The sequence below is a fragment of the Streptomyces alboflavus genome (assembly GCF_000716675.1).
Lineage (GTDB): Bacteria > Actinomycetota > Actinomycetes > Streptomycetales > Streptomycetaceae > Streptomyces > Streptomyces alboflavus.
Genome location: NZ_JNXT01000023.1, coordinates 1 through 17,136, shown reverse-complemented (window position 1 = coordinate 17,136; position 17,136 = coordinate 1). Strand labels below are relative to the sequence as shown.

At 71.8% G+C, this 17,136-nt stretch carries 15 protein-coding genes, 1 pseudogene and 1 riboswitch; of the genes and pseudogenes, 9 read left to right on the top strand and 7 right to left on the bottom strand.

What is annotated here, in order from left to right; genetic code table 11:
- Position 1: 1 nt before the first annotated feature.
- Together OO63_RS19190 and OO63_RS19185 are read right to left on the bottom strand one after the other, a co-directional pair.
- Positions 2-1,027, bottom strand: coding sequence for an EamA family transporter (locus OO63_RS19190; protein WP_051810993.1), 1,026 nt, complete (start codon positions 1,025-1,027; stop codon positions 2-4).
- 130 nt (positions 1,028-1,157) lie between these two features.
- A complete protein-coding gene (locus OO63_RS19185; protein WP_051810998.1) occupies positions 1,158-1,700 on the bottom strand; it encodes a Clp protease N-terminal domain-containing protein in 543 nt (180 codons plus the stop codon).
- Positions 1,701-1,898: 198 nt separating this feature from the next.
- On the opposite strand from OO63_RS19185, the gene OO63_RS43615 reads away from it, so the two are divergent.
- Complete coding sequence (locus OO63_RS43615; protein ID WP_030358596.1) at positions 1,899-2,087, top strand: hypothetical protein; 189 nt, start codon at positions 1,899-1,901, stop codon at positions 2,085-2,087.
- 142 nt (positions 2,088-2,229) lie between these two features.
- On the opposite strand, the gene OO63_RS19180 is transcribed toward OO63_RS43615, so the two are convergent.
- On the bottom strand, positions 2,230-3,006 hold the full coding sequence (locus OO63_RS19180; protein ID WP_030358595.1) for a putative protein N(5)-glutamine methyltransferase: 777 nt from the start codon (positions 3,004-3,006) through the stop codon (positions 2,230-2,232).
- A gap of 155 nt (positions 3,007-3,161) precedes the next feature.
- Between OO63_RS19180 and OO63_RS19175 the strand changes: the two genes are divergently transcribed.
- Entirely contained in the window at positions 3,162-3,590 is a 429-nt protein-coding gene (locus OO63_RS19175) for a type II toxin-antitoxin system Rv0910 family toxin (RefSeq protein WP_030358594.1), read from the top strand.
- Positions 3,591-3,682: 92 nt separating this feature from the next.
- On the opposite strand, the gene OO63_RS19170 is transcribed toward OO63_RS19175, so the two are convergent.
- Positions 3,683-4,300 carry a PadR family transcriptional regulator gene (locus tag OO63_RS19170; protein ID WP_030358593.1) on the bottom strand — a complete coding sequence of 206 codons (618 nt, stop codon included), beginning with the start codon at positions 4,298-4,300 and terminating at the stop codon, positions 3,683-3,685.
- A gap of 290 nt (positions 4,301-4,590) precedes the next feature.
- Here OO63_RS19170 and OO63_RS19165 point away from each other — a divergent pair, with 290 nt between their 5' ends.
- The 3 genes and pseudogenes from OO63_RS19165 (at position 4,591) to OO63_RS19160 (ending at position 6,310) form a co-directional block, all read left to right on the top strand.
- Positions 4,591-5,205 (top strand): DinB family protein, encoded by a 615-nt coding sequence (locus tag OO63_RS19165; RefSeq protein WP_030358592.1) that lies wholly within the window; start codon positions 4,591-4,593, stop codon positions 5,203-5,205.
- Between the two features lie 25 nt (positions 5,206-5,230).
- A pseudogene (locus OO63_RS43610) lies at positions 5,231-5,431 on the top strand (hypothetical protein); the annotation flags it as partial.
- A gap of 51 nt (positions 5,432-5,482) precedes the next feature.
- Complete coding sequence (locus tag OO63_RS19160; protein WP_030358591.1) at positions 5,483-6,310, top strand: PhzF family phenazine biosynthesis protein; 828 nt, start codon at positions 5,483-5,485, stop codon at positions 6,308-6,310.
- A gap of 55 nt (positions 6,311-6,365) precedes the next feature.
- Here OO63_RS19160 and OO63_RS19155 read toward each other — a convergent pair whose 3' ends face one another.
- Positions 6,366-7,166 carry a CPBP family intramembrane glutamic endopeptidase gene (locus tag OO63_RS19155; RefSeq protein WP_030358590.1) on the bottom strand — a complete coding sequence of 267 codons (801 nt, stop codon included), beginning with the start codon at positions 7,164-7,166 and terminating at the stop codon, positions 6,366-6,368.
- A 201-nt stretch (positions 7,167-7,367) separates the two neighbouring features.
- Here OO63_RS19155 and OO63_RS19150 point away from each other — a divergent pair, with 201 nt between their 5' ends.
- A complete protein-coding gene (locus OO63_RS19150; protein WP_030358589.1) occupies positions 7,368-9,143 on the top strand; it encodes a substrate-binding domain-containing protein in 1,776 nt (591 codons plus the stop codon).
- 102 nt (positions 9,144-9,245) lie between these two features.
- On the opposite strand, the gene OO63_RS19145 is transcribed toward OO63_RS19150, so the two are convergent.
- A complete protein-coding gene (locus tag OO63_RS19145) occupies positions 9,246-10,766 on the bottom strand; it encodes a glutamate-cysteine ligase family protein (RefSeq protein ID WP_030358588.1) in 1,521 nt (506 codons plus the stop codon).
- 483 nt (positions 10,767-11,249) lie between these two features.
- Between OO63_RS19145 and OO63_RS19140 the strand changes: the two genes are divergently transcribed.
- The gene (locus tag OO63_RS19140; RefSeq protein WP_030358587.1) at positions 11,250-11,834 is read left to right on the top strand and encodes a hypothetical protein; all 585 of its coding nucleotides are present in this window, start codon (positions 11,250-11,252) and stop codon (positions 11,832-11,834) included.
- 359 nt (positions 11,835-12,193) lie between these two features.
- Positions 12,194-12,400, top strand: coding sequence for a DUF5999 family protein (locus tag OO63_RS19135; protein WP_030358586.1), 207 nt, complete (start codon positions 12,194-12,196; stop codon positions 12,398-12,400).
- Between the two features lie 91 nt (positions 12,401-12,491).
- Here the strand turns inward: OO63_RS19135 and gcvP are convergent, their stop codons facing one another.
- The gene (gene gcvP, locus OO63_RS19130) at positions 12,492-15,380 is read right to left on the bottom strand and encodes an aminomethyl-transferring glycine dehydrogenase (RefSeq protein WP_030358585.1); all 2,889 of its coding nucleotides are present in this window, start codon (positions 15,378-15,380) and stop codon (positions 12,492-12,494) included.
- Positions 15,381-15,568: 188 nt separating this feature from the next.
- Positions 15,569-15,666, bottom strand: a riboswitch (glycine riboswitch).
- A 205-nt stretch (positions 15,667-15,871) separates the two neighbouring features.
- Here gcvP and OO63_RS19125 point away from each other — a divergent pair.
- On the top strand, positions 15,872-16,234 hold the full coding sequence (locus OO63_RS19125; protein ID WP_030358584.1) for a PRC-barrel domain-containing protein: 363 nt from the start codon (positions 15,872-15,874) through the stop codon (positions 16,232-16,234).
- Positions 16,235-17,136 lie beyond the last annotated feature (902 nt).

The window sequence follows — 17,136 nt, the reverse complement described above, 5'->3', positions numbered from 1 at the left end:
CCTAGGCGGCGGTGCCGCTCGTCGACAACTCCTCTTCGGAGTCTGAGACGCGGACCACGGAGCTCTCCGTCTTCGCGGGTGTCGCCGACTGGGCGATGAACGCGCCCACCAGGACGACGGCTCCCCCGGCGAGCTGCGGCGCCGAGAGCTGTTCGCCGAGCATGACCCAGGCGAGCACGGTCGCTATGACCGCTTCGAGGCATGCCACGACGCCCGCGACCTGCGGCGAGAGCCTGCGTACGGACACGACTCCGGTGAGGTACGCGACGACGGTGGCGATGAGCACGATCCAGCCGATGAGGGCCCAGGCGGGCACCGCGGAGCCGTCCATGTCGGCGCTCCCTGCGAGCACCTGCCAGTCCATGCCCCAGGGGCGTGCGATGACGGTGAGCAGGGCCGTGCCGACGAGCAGTCCGTAGGCGATGACGCCGAACGGGTCCGGTGCCTTCTCACCCGCGTCGCTGCCCTGGTCGGACAGGACGAAGTAGCCGACCTGGCAGCAGGCGGCACCGAGCGCGAGCAGCAGTCCGACGGTGTCGAAGCTCAGGCCCGACCACACCTCGACGACGCAGGCGAGCCCGCCCACGGCGAGGACCACGCCGAACGCGGCGGCCTTGGTGACGGGCCTGCGCTGCACGAACCGCACCCAGCCGAGGACGAGGGCGGGCGCCAGGTATTCGACGAGCAGGGCCACGCCGACGGGGATGCGGGAGATCGAGGCGAAGTAGCAGGCCTGTACGCCGGCGACGGCGAGGAGCCCGAAGCCCGCGAGCAGCGCGGGCCGTTCCCGCACCAGCGCGCGGTGGCGCCAGGCGACCGGCAGCATCACCAGGGCCGCGCCCGCCACCCGCAGCCACACCACGTGCAGCGGGTCGAGGCCCGCCTCGATCAGCGGCTTGGCCGCGACACCCGAGCCGCCGAACGCGAACGCCGAGAGGAGCGCGAGGCCGAGACCGAGCCCCCGCCCGCCCCCGGCACGCCCCTGCGGGTTCCCCTGCGACTTCTCCTCAGACCCAAGCACCGGCACATGATGACAGGCGAGGTCATGACCGTCACTCTCTTTGACCACTGTCTCAACGGGCGGACAGCGGGCACCCACGGGGGCCTCAAGCACCCCGGCACCCCAGGTCATCGAGCCCTGCGAGCGGGCCCTCGGCTCACCAGCCGGACTCGCGCCCCGTCTCGCACTCGCTCTCGATGCGCACGAGCAGCGCGTCCACGTCCACGCCCGCGCGGCGCAGCACCTCCACGGCCCGGCACTCGGCGTCGGCGGCCAGGGCCGCGAGCAGGTCCACGCCCTCGGCCTGTGCCTGACCGCGCAGCGTGGCGCGGTCGGACGCGGCCTCCATGGCACCGGCGGCCGCGGGCGAGAGAACCGTTTCCTTGGCCGCGGCCACCAACGGCACGGCCCCGGAGTCCTCGACGGTGCCCTGCCACTGCAGTCCGTAGCCGATGCTGCGCTGGACGAGATAGCCGAGCAGCCGCGCGACCTGCGGGCCGCCGTCGAAGACGGACCGTACCGGCGGCTCCTGCTCCAGGAGCGAGTGCAGCAGATGCGCGGTGTCGACCTGCCGGTCCCCGTCACGCACGGCCCGTCGGCGCGCGCCGGCCATCACCGAGGCCAGCGCCACGCTCAGGCTGGATTCGATGTCTGCTCGGTTCGGGCCGGGTTCGGCGCCCTGGGGGGTACGGCTTTGCACATCCCCCACCCCATCAGTCTCCGGGGGCCACGGCATCGGCGGCGGGAAGCATTTCCCCGTCCGACACAGGTTGGGGATGGCCGAATAGGTTGTCCTCCTTACGGATGACATCTGACTGTTTTCCCAGGTGGGGCGCGCGCCGCCTTGCTTCACGCCGGGTGCGCAACCGCCACGCACCGGCGCTCGTCTGTCAGAGGCATGGAGAGCAGGTGCTGGATGGTCGCCCTCCTGGCCATCGACGGCAGGCAGTACGTGTACCGCGTGTACGCCCCCGCGGACGCGCTGCCCGCCGACTTGTTCTGGGACGCCTGGCACTGCCACGACGAGGGCCCCTTCCCGCGGGCCCTGGACCTCTTCGACGCGGCGGTGATACGGCGCGTGGGCTGAGGCGGAACGCGGTGGCGGCGGCCCGGACGGGCCGGGACCGGCTGCGCGCGCCCGCTCGGCGACGCCCACGCCCGCTCCCCACCACCCATGCCTACACCTGCTCCCCCTGTCCGCGCCTACGCCCGCTCCCCACCACCCATGCCTACGCCCGCTCCCCCACCACCACGGTCGCGTACAGCTCGTCATCCGTGACCACCTTCGCCACGAGCCCCGCCGCTCCGACGGCCTCGACCGCCGACGGCACCTGACGCTCGCTCGTCTCGAACAGCAGCCGTCCGCCCGGCGCCAGCCACGCCCTCGCGTCCGCGGTCACCCGCCGCAGCACGTCGAGCCCGTCCACGCCCCCGTCGAGGGCCACCCGCGCCTCGTGCTCGCGCGCCTCGGCGGGCAGCAGGGCGACCTCGTCCGTCGGGACGTACGGAACGTTCGCGAGCAGCACGTCGACCCGGCCCCGGAGCCGGCCGGGCAGCGCTTCGTAGAGGTCGCCTTCGTGGACGTGCCCCCGGGCCGCGGCGACATTGCGGCGGGCGCAGGCCACGGCGGCCGGGTCGATGTCGGCGGCGTGCAGTTCGACGTCTCCGAGGGCGGCGGCGAGCGCGGCGCCGAGCGCGCCCGAGCCGCAGCACAGGTCGACGACCACGGCTCCGGGCCCGGCGAGCGAGGCCGCCTCACGGACCAGGAATTCGGTGCGGCGGCGCGGCACGAAGACGCCCGAGTCGACGGCGACGCGCAGACCTGCGAACTCGGCCCACCCGACGACGTGTTCCAGCGGAAGCCCGCTCACGCGTCGCGCGACCATCGCGTCCAGCTGGTCCGGCCCCTCGGCGGCGGCGAGCAGCAGATCCGCCTCGTCCTCGGCGAACACACAGCCCGCGGCACGCAGTCGTGTCACCACGGCGGAGTGGTCTGACCAGGACATAGAGGGCCTTCCTGCGGTGCGGGCAAAGAAGCCAACCCTACCCGGGCCCACAGATCTGACGATCCATCAGTATTGAATGTTCCGAGGCCTGGGGATACGTTCCGCGACACCGTGGCTGCGCCCGGCGCAGCACCCGACGAGAAGGGGTGGTCGCAATGGCCGAAGTCAGCGCGGAGGCACGCATCGAGGCACCGGCGGAGAAGGTCTGGGCGCAGCTGACGGACTTCACCTCGTACGCGCAGTGGAACTCCACGCACACCAGCTTCCCGAAGGGCGGCCCCGAGACCCTCGAAACGGGCGGCACCTTCACGGAGAACATGAAGCTCATGGGCTTTCCGGCCGAGGTCGCGTGGACGATCGTGGAGGTGGAGACGGCCCGCACCTTCGCGATCAAGGGCAAGGGCCCGATGGGCGTCGACGTCAGCACCCGCTACACGCTCGAACCCGACGGCGAGGCGACGACGATCCGCGCGAACGGCGAGTTCTCCGGCGCCGCGGTGAGCCTCATGGCGGGCAAGCTCAAGGACTCGGCGACGGCGGCCATGAACGAGTCGCTCCGCAAGCTGGGCGCACTGGTGACCTGACCTCGCGCGCGCCGGGGGCACGACAGCGAAGCGCCCCGCGCAGCACGCGCGGGGCGCTTCACCAGCGGTGCGGGCGGCGGGCCCGCACCGCGTCAGTCCTCATCGGCGAGGATCAGATACAGCTTCTTACGGGCGTCGTTGATGACCGTGAGCGCCTTCTCTCGCTGCTCCTTGGAGCCGGTCTTCCAGACCTGGCCGAACGCCTCCATCAGGCCGAACCCGGCCTGCCGGATCTCGGTGAGCGCCTCGAAGTCGACGCCGCGCCCGGCCTCTTCCCAGGGTGCGTCCGGGCCCTCTTCCGCCGCCTCGCGGCCGGAGTCGGTGAGCGCGAACAGCTTCTTGCCGCCCTCGCTCTCGCTGGCGATCAGACCCTCGTCCTCCAGGAGCTGGAGGGTCGGGTAGACCGAGCCGGGGCTGGGCTTCCACGCCCCGCCGCTGCGCTCGGCGATCTCCTGGATCATCTCGTAACCGTGCATCGGCCGGTCCTTCAGGAGGGCCAGGATCGAGGCGCGCACATCACCGCGCCGCGCCCTGCCCCGGGGCCCGCCCCGGCCTCCGCGCCCGCCGCCCCAAGGGCCGCCGAACCCGGGACCGAAGGGCCCGAACGCAGCGCGCCTGCCCTCGAACCCGCCCCGGTCCTCACGACCGGGTCCGTACGGGCCGCGCCCGCGTCCATGACCGTGCTTGTGCTCAAAACCGTGGGAACGCATAGCGATCTTTCCTTTCCTGGTGACCCACCCTTGCGGCGAGTCCTCCCGCGACAAACGACGATCAGGTAGAGACATCGTTGACCAGTCGCGATGCTTCAACGATATATCGGAACTGTTCAGTCGGCAACCCCCATCGAGGCGTGCTTGTCGTTCACGTCGTCGGCTGCGCCGGCATGACGGCGCGGAAGCGCGGCGCGCCTCGGAGTCCTCCACCCGTCACGATCGACACCAACTCGACAGCTACGGGCGCGGGTTGAGCCCGCCCACGGCGCATGGCAGGCTCATGTCCCGTGATCGATGACTTCGCGAAGGAGTACCTGCACAGCGATCTCCGAGAGATGCGCGAGGTGATGCTCTGGGAACTCGACGGGCTCGGCGAGTACGACGTCCGCCGCCCCCTGACCCCGACGGGCACGAACCTTCTCGGCCTGGTCAAGCACCTGTCGATCTTGGAGTCCAGGTACTTCGGGGAGGTCTTCGACCGGCCGTTCCCCGGGCCGCTGCCCCGGTGGGACGCCCCCGGGGAACACGGTGCCGACATGTGGGCGACCGAGCACGAGACGCGCGACGAGATCGTCGGCCGTTACCGTCGCGCCTGGGAGCACTCAGACACGACGATCACCGCCCTCGCCCTCGACTCCTCCGGCCACGTGCCCTGGTGGCCACGGCCCGACGTGAAGCTGTTCAACATCCTGGTCCAGATGCTCACCGAGACCAGTCGGCACGCTGGACACGCCGACATCCTGCGCGAACAGCTCGACGAGTCGACCGGCACGACAGCCCGGTACGCGACTCCGCAGCGGAACGCGACCTTCTGGAATGCCCAGCGCGCCAAGATCGAGCGAGCCGCACGGGCCGCCGTCGCCCCATCCGACCACGCCGGATCCCACGGCTCCACACTGTGAAGCGGCACGCGCACGACCGACTTCCTGGCTCGACGGCGCGCCCGCGGGCCGGTTCCAGATCGACGGGAGGCCGACCGCGATGAGCCTCGTACTGGAGGACGGCCGGGTCACCCGGATCCACCTCATGCGGAATCCGCAGAAGCTGACCCGCATCGACGAACCAGCCGAAGGCGCCGGAACACCCGGAACGCTCACGGTGCCGAAGGTGGGAAACCAGGTCCAGTAGAGGCCGATTGGCCTTGGCGGCATCTGCGATTGGCCTTCTAACGTCGCCCCCATGACGACAGCACCGAGCACGCGGATCCGTATCGTCGACGCCTTCGCCGACCGCCCGTTCACCGGCAATCCCGCCGGGGTCGTACTCCTCGACGCGTTCCGGGACGACGCCTGGCACCAGCACGTGGCCCTGGAGGTCAATCACGCCGAGACGGCCTTCGCCCACCCCCTGCCCGCAGGCGGCGAGGCGGACTGGGCGCTGCGCTGGTTCACGCCCGCCACCGAGGTCGACCTGTGCGGCCACGCCACGCTGGCCACGGCCCACGTCCTGCACGCCACGGGCGCCGCCACGGGCCCCGTGCGCTTCGCCACCCGCGCGGGCGTGCTCCGCGCCACCGCCCACGCCGACGGCACCCTCACGCTCGACTTCCCGACGGCCCCGCTCACCCCGGCCGAGCTGCCGGAGGCGGCGGTCCGGGCCCTGGGCGCGCGGCCGGTCGCCGCGTACGACACGGGCCCGCACCTCGGCGACCTGCTGGTCGAACTGGCCGACGAGAAGGCGGTCCGCGCGCTCACGCCGGACCACCGGAGCCTCGCCGAGCACTCCGAGCGCGGCGTCATCGCGACCGCGCCCGCCGAGGATCCGAGCCGGGGGTACGACTACGTCTCGCGCGGCTTCTTCCCGCGCGTCGGGATCGACGAGGACCCGGTGACGGGCAGCGCGCACACCGCGCTCGCCCCGTTCTGGAGCGAGCGGCTCGGCCGCACCGACCTGACCGGCCTGCAGGCCTCGCCCCGCTCCGGCTTCGTCCGCACCTCGGTGCGCGGCGACCGCACGCTCCTGACCGGCCGCGCGGTGACGGTCATCGAGGGCGACCTGCTGGCATGACGACGGCTCGCGCGCTCGCGGGCAGGACCGCGGCGGAGGCGCGCCGCCGCGCGCCTCACGCCGTGGGGAGCCACCCCACCTTGCCCGCGAGCAGCGCGTATCCCACGAACGCCCCGATGTCGAGCAGCGAGTGGGCGACCACGAGCGGCCCGACGCGGCCCCACCGCCGGTACAGGTACACGAACACCACGCCCATCGCCATGTTCCCGATGAACCCGCCGATGCCCTGGTACAGGTGGTACGAGCCGCGCAGCACCGAACTCCCGATCAGCGCCTTCGTCGGACTCCAGCCCAACTGGTCCAGCCTGCGCAGCAGATACCCGACGACGATCACCTCCTCCAGGATGGAGTTCTGCAGCGCGGAGAGGATCAGGACGGGGTACTTCCACCACACGTCGGGCAGGTCCTCGGGCACCACCGTGAGGTTGAAGCCGAGCCCGCGCGCGGCCAGGTAGAACGCGATGCCGGTGGAGCCGATGACGGCGGCCACCGCCGCACCCCGCCCGAGGTCCGGCCACGGGCGGCTCCGGTCGAAGCCGATGGCCCGCAGCCCCGAGCCCTCCCGCAGCAGGAAGTGCGCGACCAGGGCCACCGGCACCAGGGCGGTCGTGATGCCGAACAGCTGCCAGGCGAGATCGAGCCATGGACGCCCCGGCGCGGCCGACGAGTTGAGGGTCGCCGCCTGGTCCTTCAGACCGCCCGGCCTCGTGACCGAGCCGACAAAGCTGATCAGCGCGGACACTCCGCTCGCGCCCAGTGAGAGCGCCAGGACGAGCACCGTCTCGTCCCGCAGGAACCGCCGCGATGGCCCCGCCTCAGGAATAGAACCGGCCATTGGCCCCGGCTCCGCTTGCACTCCTGCCTCCAGTTGAGTAATCCCGCCTCATCCCCGTCCCCGTGCCGCTAGGGTCTCGAAAGAACTTACGAACCACGTGCGCGACAGGCCGAGGGGACGGACGCCGACCGTGGCGCGCCGCCCCCTCATCCTCGTCCATCCTCATTTGTTGCTTTTCATCACTTCGTCGCAGCTTCATCGCACGGGGAGGGGAGCACCGCCATGGGACGTCACAGCTTGCCCGATGGACGCAGGACGGCGGCATCCGACCCACGTCCACGGGGTCGCGGCCGCGCCGTCGCCCTGGTCACAGCCCTCGTCCTGGTCGTCGTGGCGGGCGCGGCGGTGGCGGTGCGCGCCGGGTTCCTGCCGCTCGGCGCCTCCTGCCGCGACGACGCGGTCCGCCTCGACGTCGCCGCCGCGCCCTCCGTGACACCCGCGCTCAAGGACGCCGCCGACCATGTGCGCGACCGGGACATCACCTCGGACGGGCACTGCATGGACATCCGCGTCGCCGCACGCGAGCCGTACGAGGTCGCGGACGAGATCCGCCGCGACAGCGCGAAGGCGACGTACGACGTGTGGGTGCCGGACTCCCAGGTGTGGGTGCGGCGCGCCGGGATCGGCGGCAACCAGGCGCGGGTGTCCCCCGCGGGGAACGTGGCCTCCTCGCCGATCGGCGTCGGCATGCTGGAGTCCGCCGCGGAGGAGCTGGGGTGGCCCCGCAAGACGTACACCTGGAGCCGGCTGGCGGGCGTGTCGGCCCGCGAGGACGCGCCGCGGCTGGGCGCGGCGGATCCGGCGCGCAGCGCGAGCGGGCTGCTCGCCCTGACCCGACTCGGCGTCTCCGCGCGGGCGTCCGGCGCCGAGGACGCCGACACCCGGGCCGCCGCGACGGCCAAGGCCCTGGCGTCCCGCACGTCCGACAGCGACAGCAGGCTCCTGGACACCCTGGCCCGCGACTCCTCCGGCGCCGAGCGCGGCGACCCGCGCCGCAACGAGGCACTGATCCTGTCCGAGCAGGCGTCGTTCACGCACAACGCGTCCGCCGACGAGGAGCACGAGCTGGACCTCTTCTACCCCAAGGACGGCTCACCGGCCCTCGACTATCCGTACACGCTGATCCGCGAGAACGACCTCTCCACCGACGAGAGCCGGGCGGCGCTGCGCTTCATGACCTTCTTCGGCGAGCGGGCGGGCCTGCGCATCCTCGCGGAACACGGCTTCCGCACGACGGACGGGGCACGGCCGTCGGCGGAGCTGGTCACGGCGGCGGGCGGCCGCACCCCGCAGCCGTACGCGCGGGAGCCGGACGAGGCGCCCTCCGACAAGGAGGTGCAGGAGGCCCTCGGCATGTGGACCATCACGGTGCAGAGCGCGCGGTTCATCACCGTCGTCGACGCCTCGGACTCCATGCGCCGGCTCGTGCCGGGGCGCGGCGAGTCCCGCATGGACGTCACGAAGGCCGCCCTGCTCCAGGCCCTCGCGGGCTTCACGGACGACGACGAGATCGGCCTGTGGGAGTTCGCCGCCCGACTCGACGGCGCGCGCGACCACCGCGAGCTGGTGCCCACCGGACGCCTCGGCGACCGGAAGGGCGACGGCACCCAGCGCGACCGCCTCACCAAGGCGTTCGGCGCGCTGCGCCCCGTCCCCGGCGGGGCGACCGGCCTGTACGACACGACACTGGCCGCGTACGAGAAGGCCCACGAGGGCTACGCGCCCGGCAGGTTCAACACGCTCGTCCTGCTCACCGACGGCGTCAACCAGGACCCGGGCAGCATCTCGCGCTCCGGACTGATCTCCCGCCTGCGCGCCCTCGCCGACCCGGAGAAGCCGTTGCCGATCATCGCCATCGCGGTCGGCCCGGACGCCGACGAGCGGGAGGCCGACCAGATCGCCCGGGCCACGGGCGGCTCGGGCCACGAGGTCGACGACCCCGCCCAGATCCACTCGGTGATCCTCAAGGCGATCGTGCAGGCGGGCGCCCGGCAGTGAGGCGCGGGTGGGAGGCGGGTGGGAAGCGCGCGGGACGCCGACGAGGCGCGGGCGGCACGCCGCTGAGGCACGAGTGAGGCGCGGCCCCGCCCGCCGCACCCCCTAGCCCAGCGGCAACGCCAGTTCCGGCAGCCCCACCGGCCACGTGTGCACCGGCTCGCCCGTGTGCATCAGCTCGCAGTAGCGCCGCGTGGTGGCCGCGAGCGCCGCGTCCCGCTCCAGGCCGCGCTCCAGGGCCCGGTGGTAGGTGGCGGACTGCCAGGAGGCTCCGTTGACCCGCCTGCGACATCGCTCCTCGATCACGCCGAGGTACAGGTCCCGGTCGGCCGGCTCCACCCCCCACGCGTCGAGCCCGGCGGCGGCCAGCGGAAGCAGCTCGTCGCGTACGAGATCGACGGCGGCCACCTGTGTCGTGCCGCCGTACCGCCCGCGGCGCGGCCACTCCAGGCGCGCCTCGATGCCGTACCGGCAGGCAGTGTCGAAGTTCCGGGCCGCCGCGTCGAACGGCAGCCGCGACCACACCGGCCGCGCCTCCTCGGCGAGCGCCCGCACCACGCCGTAGTAGAAGGCGGCGTTGGCGATCACGTCGGTCACCGTGGGCCCGGCGGGCAGCACCCGGTTCTCCACGCGCAGATGCGGTACGCCGTCGGCGATGCCGTACACCGGACGGTTCCAGCGATACACCGTGCCGTTGTGCAAGGCGAGTTCCGCCAGCTGCGGCACCCCTCCGGCGTCGAGCACGCCAATCGGGTCCTCGTCCTCGCACAGCGGGATCAGGGCCGGGAAGTAGCGCAGGTTCTCCTCGAAGAGCTCGTACGCGCTGGAGATCCAGCGTTCGCCGAACCAGGTGCGCGGCCGCACCCCCTGTGCCTGGAGCTCGGGCGGCCGGGTGTCCGTGGACTGCAGGAACAGCGGCGGCCTCGACTCGCTCCACAGCTCACGGCCGAACAGGAACGGCGCGTTGGCGCCCACCGCGACCTGCGCCGCGGCGACGGACTGCGCCGCGTTCCACACGTCGGCGAACTTCCCCGGCGTGACCTGGAGGTGCAGCTGCACCGACGTGCAGGCCGCCTCCGGCGCGATCGACGAGGACGTGCAGGTGAGGCGCTCCACCCCCTCGATGTCGAGCGTGAAGCTCTCGCCGCGCGCCGCCACGATCTGGTCGTTGAGCAGGACGTAGCGGTCCACGTCGGAGAGGTTCGCGGAGACCAGGTCCTGGCGCGAGAGCGTCGGCAGAATGCCGATCATCACGATGCCCGCGTCCACCTCGTTCGCTTTTCGGTGGGCATAGGCGAGGCCGGTGCGCAGCTCTTCGGCGAGCCGGTCCAGAACACGGCCGCCCAACCGGTGCGGGGCAATGTTCACTTCCAGATTGAACATTCCGAGCTCGGTCTGGAAATCACGACTCGCGATGCGCTCAAGAACTTCCGCATTCATCATTCTCGGCATGCCGTCGGGCCCCGCCAGATTCAGCTCTATCTCCAGGCCCATCAGATTCTTGGGCCGGTCGAACCGCTGCTCCTCGAGGAGCCGGGCCAGCGCCGTGAGGCACTGCCGGAGCTTGATGCGGTACTGGTGACGATCGGACAGGTCGAACGTTCCTGCCACGACCTTCTCGCCCATCGAAGCGTCCCTCCTCGGAGCGGCCGCCGGCGACCCGGCCGCTGTGTACGGGGGATGATGCCCAGCCGATGTGATCCATAACGCCCCGTGCGGGACCATGGACAAGTACCCTGGAGGGAGTTGCCGCGCGGCACATTCACCAGGCATGACGAAGTGCGCAGTTTCCGGTCCTCGTGTTGTGGTGAAGAAAACGAACGAGAATCGGCCGACCGCAGTCGCGGGGAATGCCGAGGTCATCGCTCGGGAAGCGATCCGGAATCGGGAGAAAAGCCCCAGCAGGGCGACCGGATTGCGACTTGTCCGCGATATTCGGAGCGGCTAGGCGAAACACTCTCAGAACACCCGTCGTATAAACTCCGCGGTTGAGGCAGAGAGTTGGCGCTCGCGGTCCCCCTGCCCCCGCCCCTCTGACCCAGAGCTGACAGCGCCGTCCGCACCTGCCCCCGCTCCACTGTGCCTGTCGAATGAGAGAGGCGACCCACTATGCCCCTGTCTGTCCCCCCGGCTCCCGCGCCCGCCCTGCGCAGCGTCCTCGCGGCCCTCGGTTCCCCGACCGCCGTCCGCGGGGCCCGCACCCCGGTCCTGCGCGCCACCCAGGGCCCCACGAGTGCGGAACTGCCGCTGCCGGTCCACGAGCTGGACCACGTCACGGCGACGGGCACGTCCCCGACCAAGCTCACCGGGTGGCGCTTCCTGATCCGCTGCGGCGAGCGTGCGGTCGCCGCGGCCGACACGATGCTCACGCCGGACGGCTGGGCGTTCTCGCACTTCTGCGAAGGCCCGTACATCGCGTCCGCCGAACTGGCGCTGCGGCACGCCGAGGCCATGCCGAAGCCCTACCAGCCCCGGCTGCTGTCCGTACCCGAGCTGTACATGCTCACCCTGTGGCTGCACGCCGACTGCTCGGACGACGGCGCCGGCGGCCCGCTCGCGCCCACAGACCTCCTGGTGCCGCTCGCCCCGGCACCCCCCGGCATCGCGGCCCACCGCCCGCACCGCGCCGCCGACCTGCTGCCCGTGCTCACCCACCGCCTGACCCCGGCGCCGCTCCTGGGCTCGCCCGCCTGACGCCGCCGCCCTCAAGCTCCGCCGTGCCCCGCCGCCCCGCCCGGGCCGCGGGGCACGGCCGCGAACGGCCCGGTCGCCGCGGGTCAGGGCCTCGTCACCGCCCGTACCACACCGCCCAACCGGACTAGCCCACTTCGGCTATCACGAACCACCCGAAGAGACAGGGGAGTTGGGCTGAACCGTCCGGGCGGGTGATACGTCATTAAGCAGTAGGAACCGCTGCGGCAAAATCCCTGCGGAAACACGCCCGTAGGGCAACACTGGACCGGACCGACAAAAAACGGGGGGCGGCGATGAACACAGCATCGAGCCGCGAGTCAGACGTCACGACCATCACCACGCAGCGAAAGAACCCTTCCATGTGCCAGCACCAGCCACCGTGCCCGACAGCCGAATCCGCCGACCGGGAAGCCGCGTTCCTCGTGGCACACCACCCGGAGCAGGGATGGAGTCTGCTGTGCAACGGCGTTCTGCTCTTCGAGGACACCGGTGAGCTGCTGCCGAACGGGGAGATCATCGCCCCGCACCGGCCGCTGGGCACCAACCAGGTGATGACGGCCGCCTGAGCCGTCCACCACGCACAGCAAGGGCCGGCCCGGACTTCCGTCCGAACCGGCCCTGACTCATGTGCGCCGCATGTGCCCCGGCGCCGCGATATCAGTCCTCGTACGCATCCAGCGGCGGGCAGGAGCAGACCAGGTTCCGGTCGCCATACGCCTGGTCGATACGGCGCACCGGCGGCCAGTACTTGTCCGCCGCCACCACTCCGGCCGGGAAGACGGCCTCCTCGCGGCTGTAGCCGTGCTCCCAGTCACCGCCGAGCGCGGCGGCGGTGTGCGGGGCGTTGCGCAGCGGGTTGTCGTCGGCGTTCCACTCGCCGCTCGCGACCTTCTCGATCTCGCCGCGAATGGCGATCATCGCCGCGCAGAACCGGTCCAGCTCGTCCAGGTCCTCGCTCTCCGTCGGCTCGATCATCAGCGTCCCGGCGACCGGGAACGACATGGTCGGCGCGTGGAAGCCGTAGTCGATGAGCCGCTTGGCGATGTCGTCGACGCTCACGCCCGTGGACTTGCTCAGCGGGCGCAGATCGATGATGCACTCGTGCGCGACGAGCCCGCCCGGGCCGGTGTAGAGCACCGGGAAGTGCGGCTCCAGGCGCTTGGCGATGTAGTTCGCCGAGAGCACGGCGACCTGCGTGGCGCGCTTGAGCCCCTCGCCGCCCATGAGGCGGACGTACGCCCAGGAGATCGGCAGGATCCCGGCGGAGCCCCAGGGCGCGGCGGAGATGGGCCCGACGCCCGTCTCGGGTCCTGCCGCGGGCTGCAGCGGGTGGTTGGGCAGGTACGGGGCGAGGTGCTCGCGCACGGCCACCGGGCCGACGCCGGGGCCGCCGCCGCCGTGCGGGATGCAGAACGTCTTGTGCAGGTTCAGGTGCGAGACGTCGCCGCCGAAGTGGCCGGGCTTGGCGAGGCCCACCAGGGCGTTGAGGTTGGCGCCGTCGACGTAGACCTGGCCGCCCGCGTCGTGCACCTGCGCGCAGATGTCGGCGACGTGCTCCTCGAAGACGCCGTGCGTGGACGGGTAGGTGATCATCAGGACGGCGAGCTGGTCGCGGTGCTGCTCGATCTTGGCCCGCAGGTCCTCGACGTCGATCTCGCCGTCGTCGGCGGTCTTCACCACGACGACCTTCATGCCGGCCATCACGGCGCTGGCGGCGTTGGTGCCGTGCGCGGAGGACGGGATCAGGCAGACGGTCCGCTGGTCGTCGCCGTTGGCCCGGTGGTAGCCGCGGACCGCGAGCAGTCCGGCGAGTTCACCCTGCGAACCCGCGTTGGGCTGCAGCGACACCTTGTCGTAGCCGGTGACCTCGGCGAGCCGCTCCTCCAGCTCCCGGATCAGCGTCAGATAGCCCTGCGCCTGCTGGGCGGGCGCGAAGGGGTGCAGCTGGCCGAACTCCGGCCAGGTGACCGGCTCCATCTCCGTGGTGGCGTTGAGCTTCATGGTGCAGGAGCCCAGCGGGATCATGCCGCGGTCAAGGGCGTAGTCCCGGTCGGCGAGGCGGCGCAGGTAGCGCAGCATCGCGGTCTCGGAGCGGTACTGGTGGAACACGGGGTGCGCGAGGAAGTCGTCGGAGCGCAGCAGGGCGGCGGGCAGGCTGTCCGGGGCGGACGCGTCGAGCGCCTCGACGTCGGCCTCGACGCCGAACGCCGTCCAGACCGCGGCGAGCTGCGCCCGCGTCGTGGTCTCGTCGCACGCGAACGACACCTGGTCGGCGTCCACGAGGTGGATGTTCACGCCGCCCTCGCGGGCCGCGGTCACGATGTCGGCGGCCTTGCCCGGCACACGGACGGTCAGCGTGTCGAAGTACGCCTCGTGCACGACCTCGACGCCACCGGCCTTGAGGCCCGCGGCGAGGATCGTCGCGTAGCGGTGGGTGCGCCGGGCGATCGCCTTGAGGCCCTCGGGCCCGTGGTAGACGGCGTACATCCCGGCCATGACGGCGAGCAGCACCTGCGCGGTACAGATGTTGCTGGTCGCCTTCTCGCGGCGGATGTGCTGCTCACGGGTCTGCAGCGCGAGGCGGTAGGCCTTGTTGCCGTCGGCGTCGACGGACACCCCGACGAGGCGTCCGGGCAGGCTGCGGGCGAACTTCTCGCGCACGGCCATGTAGCCGGCGTGCGGGCCGCCGAAGCCCATCGGCACGCCGAAGCGCTGGGTGGTGCCGACGGCGATGTCCGCACCGAGCTCGCCCGGCGAGGTGAGCAGTGTGAGCGCCAGCAGGTCGGCGGCCACAGAAACGATTGCGCCGAGGTCGTGGGCCTGGTCGATGAGCGCCTTGATGTCCCGTACGGCACCGGAGGCGCCGGGGTACTGGATCAGCACGCCGACCACGCCACGCTCGGCGACGTCGGCCGGGATGCCGTCCGTGAGGTCCGCGACGACGACCTCGACGCCGGTCGGCTCGGCGCGCGTCTGGATCACGGCGACGGTCTGCGGCAGCACGTCGGCGTCGACGAGGAAGACGCCGTTCTTGACCTTGCCCAGGCGCCGGGAGAGCGCCATGGCCTCGGCGGCGGCGGTGCCCTCGTCGAGCAGGGAGGCACCGGAGGTGGGCAGTCCGGTCAGGTCGGCGACGACGGTCTGAAAGTTGAGCAGCGCCTCCAGGCGGCCCTGCGAGATCTCCGGCTGGTAGGGCGTGTACGCCGTGTACCAGGCCGGGTTCTCCATCACGTTCCGCAGGATCACCGGCGGCGTGAACGTGCCGTAATAGCCGAGCCCGATCATCGAGTCGAGCACCTGGTTGCGGTCGGCGAGCGAGCGCAGCTCGGCCAGGACCTCGGCCTCGGTCCGCGCGCCGGGCAGCTCGAGGGCCTCGGCGTTCTTGATCACATCCGGCACCGCTGCGGCCGTCAGCTCGTCGAGGGAGCCGTACCCGACCTGGGCGAGCATCTTGGCGCGGGCTTCTGCATCGGGTCCGATGTGCCGCTGTTCGAAGGGGATTCCCTGCTCCAGCTGCGAAAGCGGAGTACGAGGAGTGGCGGTCATAGCGGAGGCCTCCTGGTCTGACACGACCTGCGAGGGGCACCACGGCGCGGGTACCCGGACGGCCTCCCCCTCTGTCATCTCAACCTGAGAGCTTCACAGCACCGCCCGAGGACAGCACTGCTTTCACCGTCGGTGAGGAAGGGTTTCGAACGTGCCCGCCCGACGCCCGCCCTGCTTTCCAGAGTGACCTCGTCCGTGCGGTACATGGGCCTGAGAGATTCCGGGGAGGAGTTGCTCCTTCGGCGCCTCCGGTGCTGCCACCGAAGAGCTCTCCCGCACGGGGTCAACAGCCACTCGCCAGCCTACCAGCGAGGACCGCGACCGATCCCTCGAGTGGCCGCCCGCCTCGATGTGCTCTTTCGTAGTGATGACAGGCACATTCCGGACGAGTATGTACGAGCAGGTACTACCAGGTACGTCCAGGCACAAGTAAGCAGAACCGGGTACGAGCGGGAACGAGCACGAACGACTCGCGACCAGTTGGAGGGCCCGTGCAGACCGACATCGATCCGCGCAACCTGATCGGCCGCAAGGCGTTCGACCGCGACGGGGCCAAGATCGGCACAGTCGACGAGGTCTATCTCGACGATGCCACCGGTGCGCCGGAGTGGGCGGCCATACGGACGGGGCTGTTCAGCAGGGACGCCTTCGTCCCCCTGGAGCCCAGCGAGCTGGTCGACGACGGCACCCTCCGGGTCCCCTTCGAACGCGCCCTGATCAAGGACGCCCCGGACTTCGGCGTCGGCCGCCATCTGTCCCCGGAGCAGGAACTCCAGCTCTACCGCCACTACGGCCTGGACCTGGCCCCGCCGCCGCCCCCGCCGGACGCGGACTTCGGCCAGACGTCCGCGTAGCCGACGCGGCGGGGCTGCGGCGGTGGGCCGCCCCGGGGGTACGTCGCGGCAGCGCCGCTGGTCCGCCGTGGGGCAATGCGGAGGCTGCGCCCGCCGACCCGTCCCCGGGGCACGTCGAGACTGCATCGCCGGCCTGCCCACGGGCACGCCGAGACCGCGCCCGTCGGCTCACCGCTGGGGGCACACGCGTCACCCTGGGGGCACACAGGTCTCACCCCCGGGGCACACAGGTCTAACCAGCGCCCGCAGCCCACCCCTGGCTCGCTCGGCCCACCCCTGGCTCACCCGGCCCACCCCTGGCTCGCGGGGCTCGCCGTAGCCTGCTGCGGCCCGCTGCTGTACGTACCCCAGGCCCCAGAGAGAGCCCTCGGCGCTCACGGCGCCCCCGACACCTCCGGCGCCCCGGCCACCCCAGGCTCCCAGGTACCCACAGCATCCTCAGCGGCACCGACCTCCACGGCCGCCCGACCACCCTCGCCAGGCCCCGAAGCCACCAACGGCAACGGATCCGACGCCTCCAGCTCCGGATCATCCGTCCGGAACGTCCGCACCCGCCCCGGCGCCGACCCCGGCGTCTCGAACCGCACCGTCACCCGCCCCAGACCGCTCCCCTGCACCCACCCCGCCCCGTGCACCGCGTGCCGCACGTCGTGCCCGGCCGACCACCTGCGCTCGGCCAGTGAGGCGGACTCCGCACCACCGGCCGCGTCACCGCTGGCCCCGTCACCGCTGGCCCCTTCACCACCAGCCTCACCCCCGCCCGCGGCTTCACCCCGCCCGTCCCCGTCCAGCGCCTCACCCCCCCCCGCCTCCCCCGTCCCAAGCCCCGCCCCGCCCTGGGCCCCCACACCCGCCCGCACGCCCGCCTCAGCCCCGACCACGCACTCAGCACCCGTCCCAGC

Bases quoted from the DNA above. Each gene is read 5' to 3' on its own strand.
- OO63_RS43615 (WP_030358596.1), top strand. From the start codon at position 1,899: ATGGAGAGCAGGTGCTGGATGGTCGCCCTCCTGGCCATCGACGGCAGG.
- OO63_RS19180 (WP_030358595.1), bottom strand. From the start codon at position 3,006: ATGTCCTGGTCAGACCACTCCGCCGTGGTGACACGACTGCGTGCCGCG.
- OO63_RS19175 (WP_030358594.1), top strand. From the start codon at position 3,162: ATGGCCGAAGTCAGCGCGGAGGCACGCATCGAGGCACCGGCGGAGAAG.
- OO63_RS19170 (WP_030358593.1), bottom strand. From the start codon at position 4,300: ATGCGTTCCCACGGTTTTGAGCACAAGCACGGTCATGGACGCGGGCGC.
- OO63_RS19160 (WP_030358591.1), top strand. From the start codon at position 5,483: ATGACGACAGCACCGAGCACGCGGATCCGTATCGTCGACGCCTTCGCC.
- OO63_RS19150 (WP_030358589.1), top strand. From the start codon at position 7,368: ATGGGACGTCACAGCTTGCCCGATGGACGCAGGACGGCGGCATCCGAC.
- OO63_RS19145 (WP_030358588.1), bottom strand. From the start codon at position 10,766: ATGGGCGAGAAGGTCGTGGCAGGAACGTTCGACCTGTCCGATCGTCAC.
- OO63_RS19140 (WP_030358587.1), top strand. From the start codon at position 11,250: ATGCCCCTGTCTGTCCCCCCGGCTCCCGCGCCCGCCCTGCGCAGCGTC.
- OO63_RS19135 (WP_030358586.1), top strand. From the start codon at position 12,194: ATGTGCCAGCACCAGCCACCGTGCCCGACAGCCGAATCCGCCGACCGG.
- gcvP (WP_030358585.1), bottom strand. From the start codon at position 15,380: ATGACCGCCACTCCTCGTACTCCGCTTTCGCAGCTGGAGCAGGGAATC.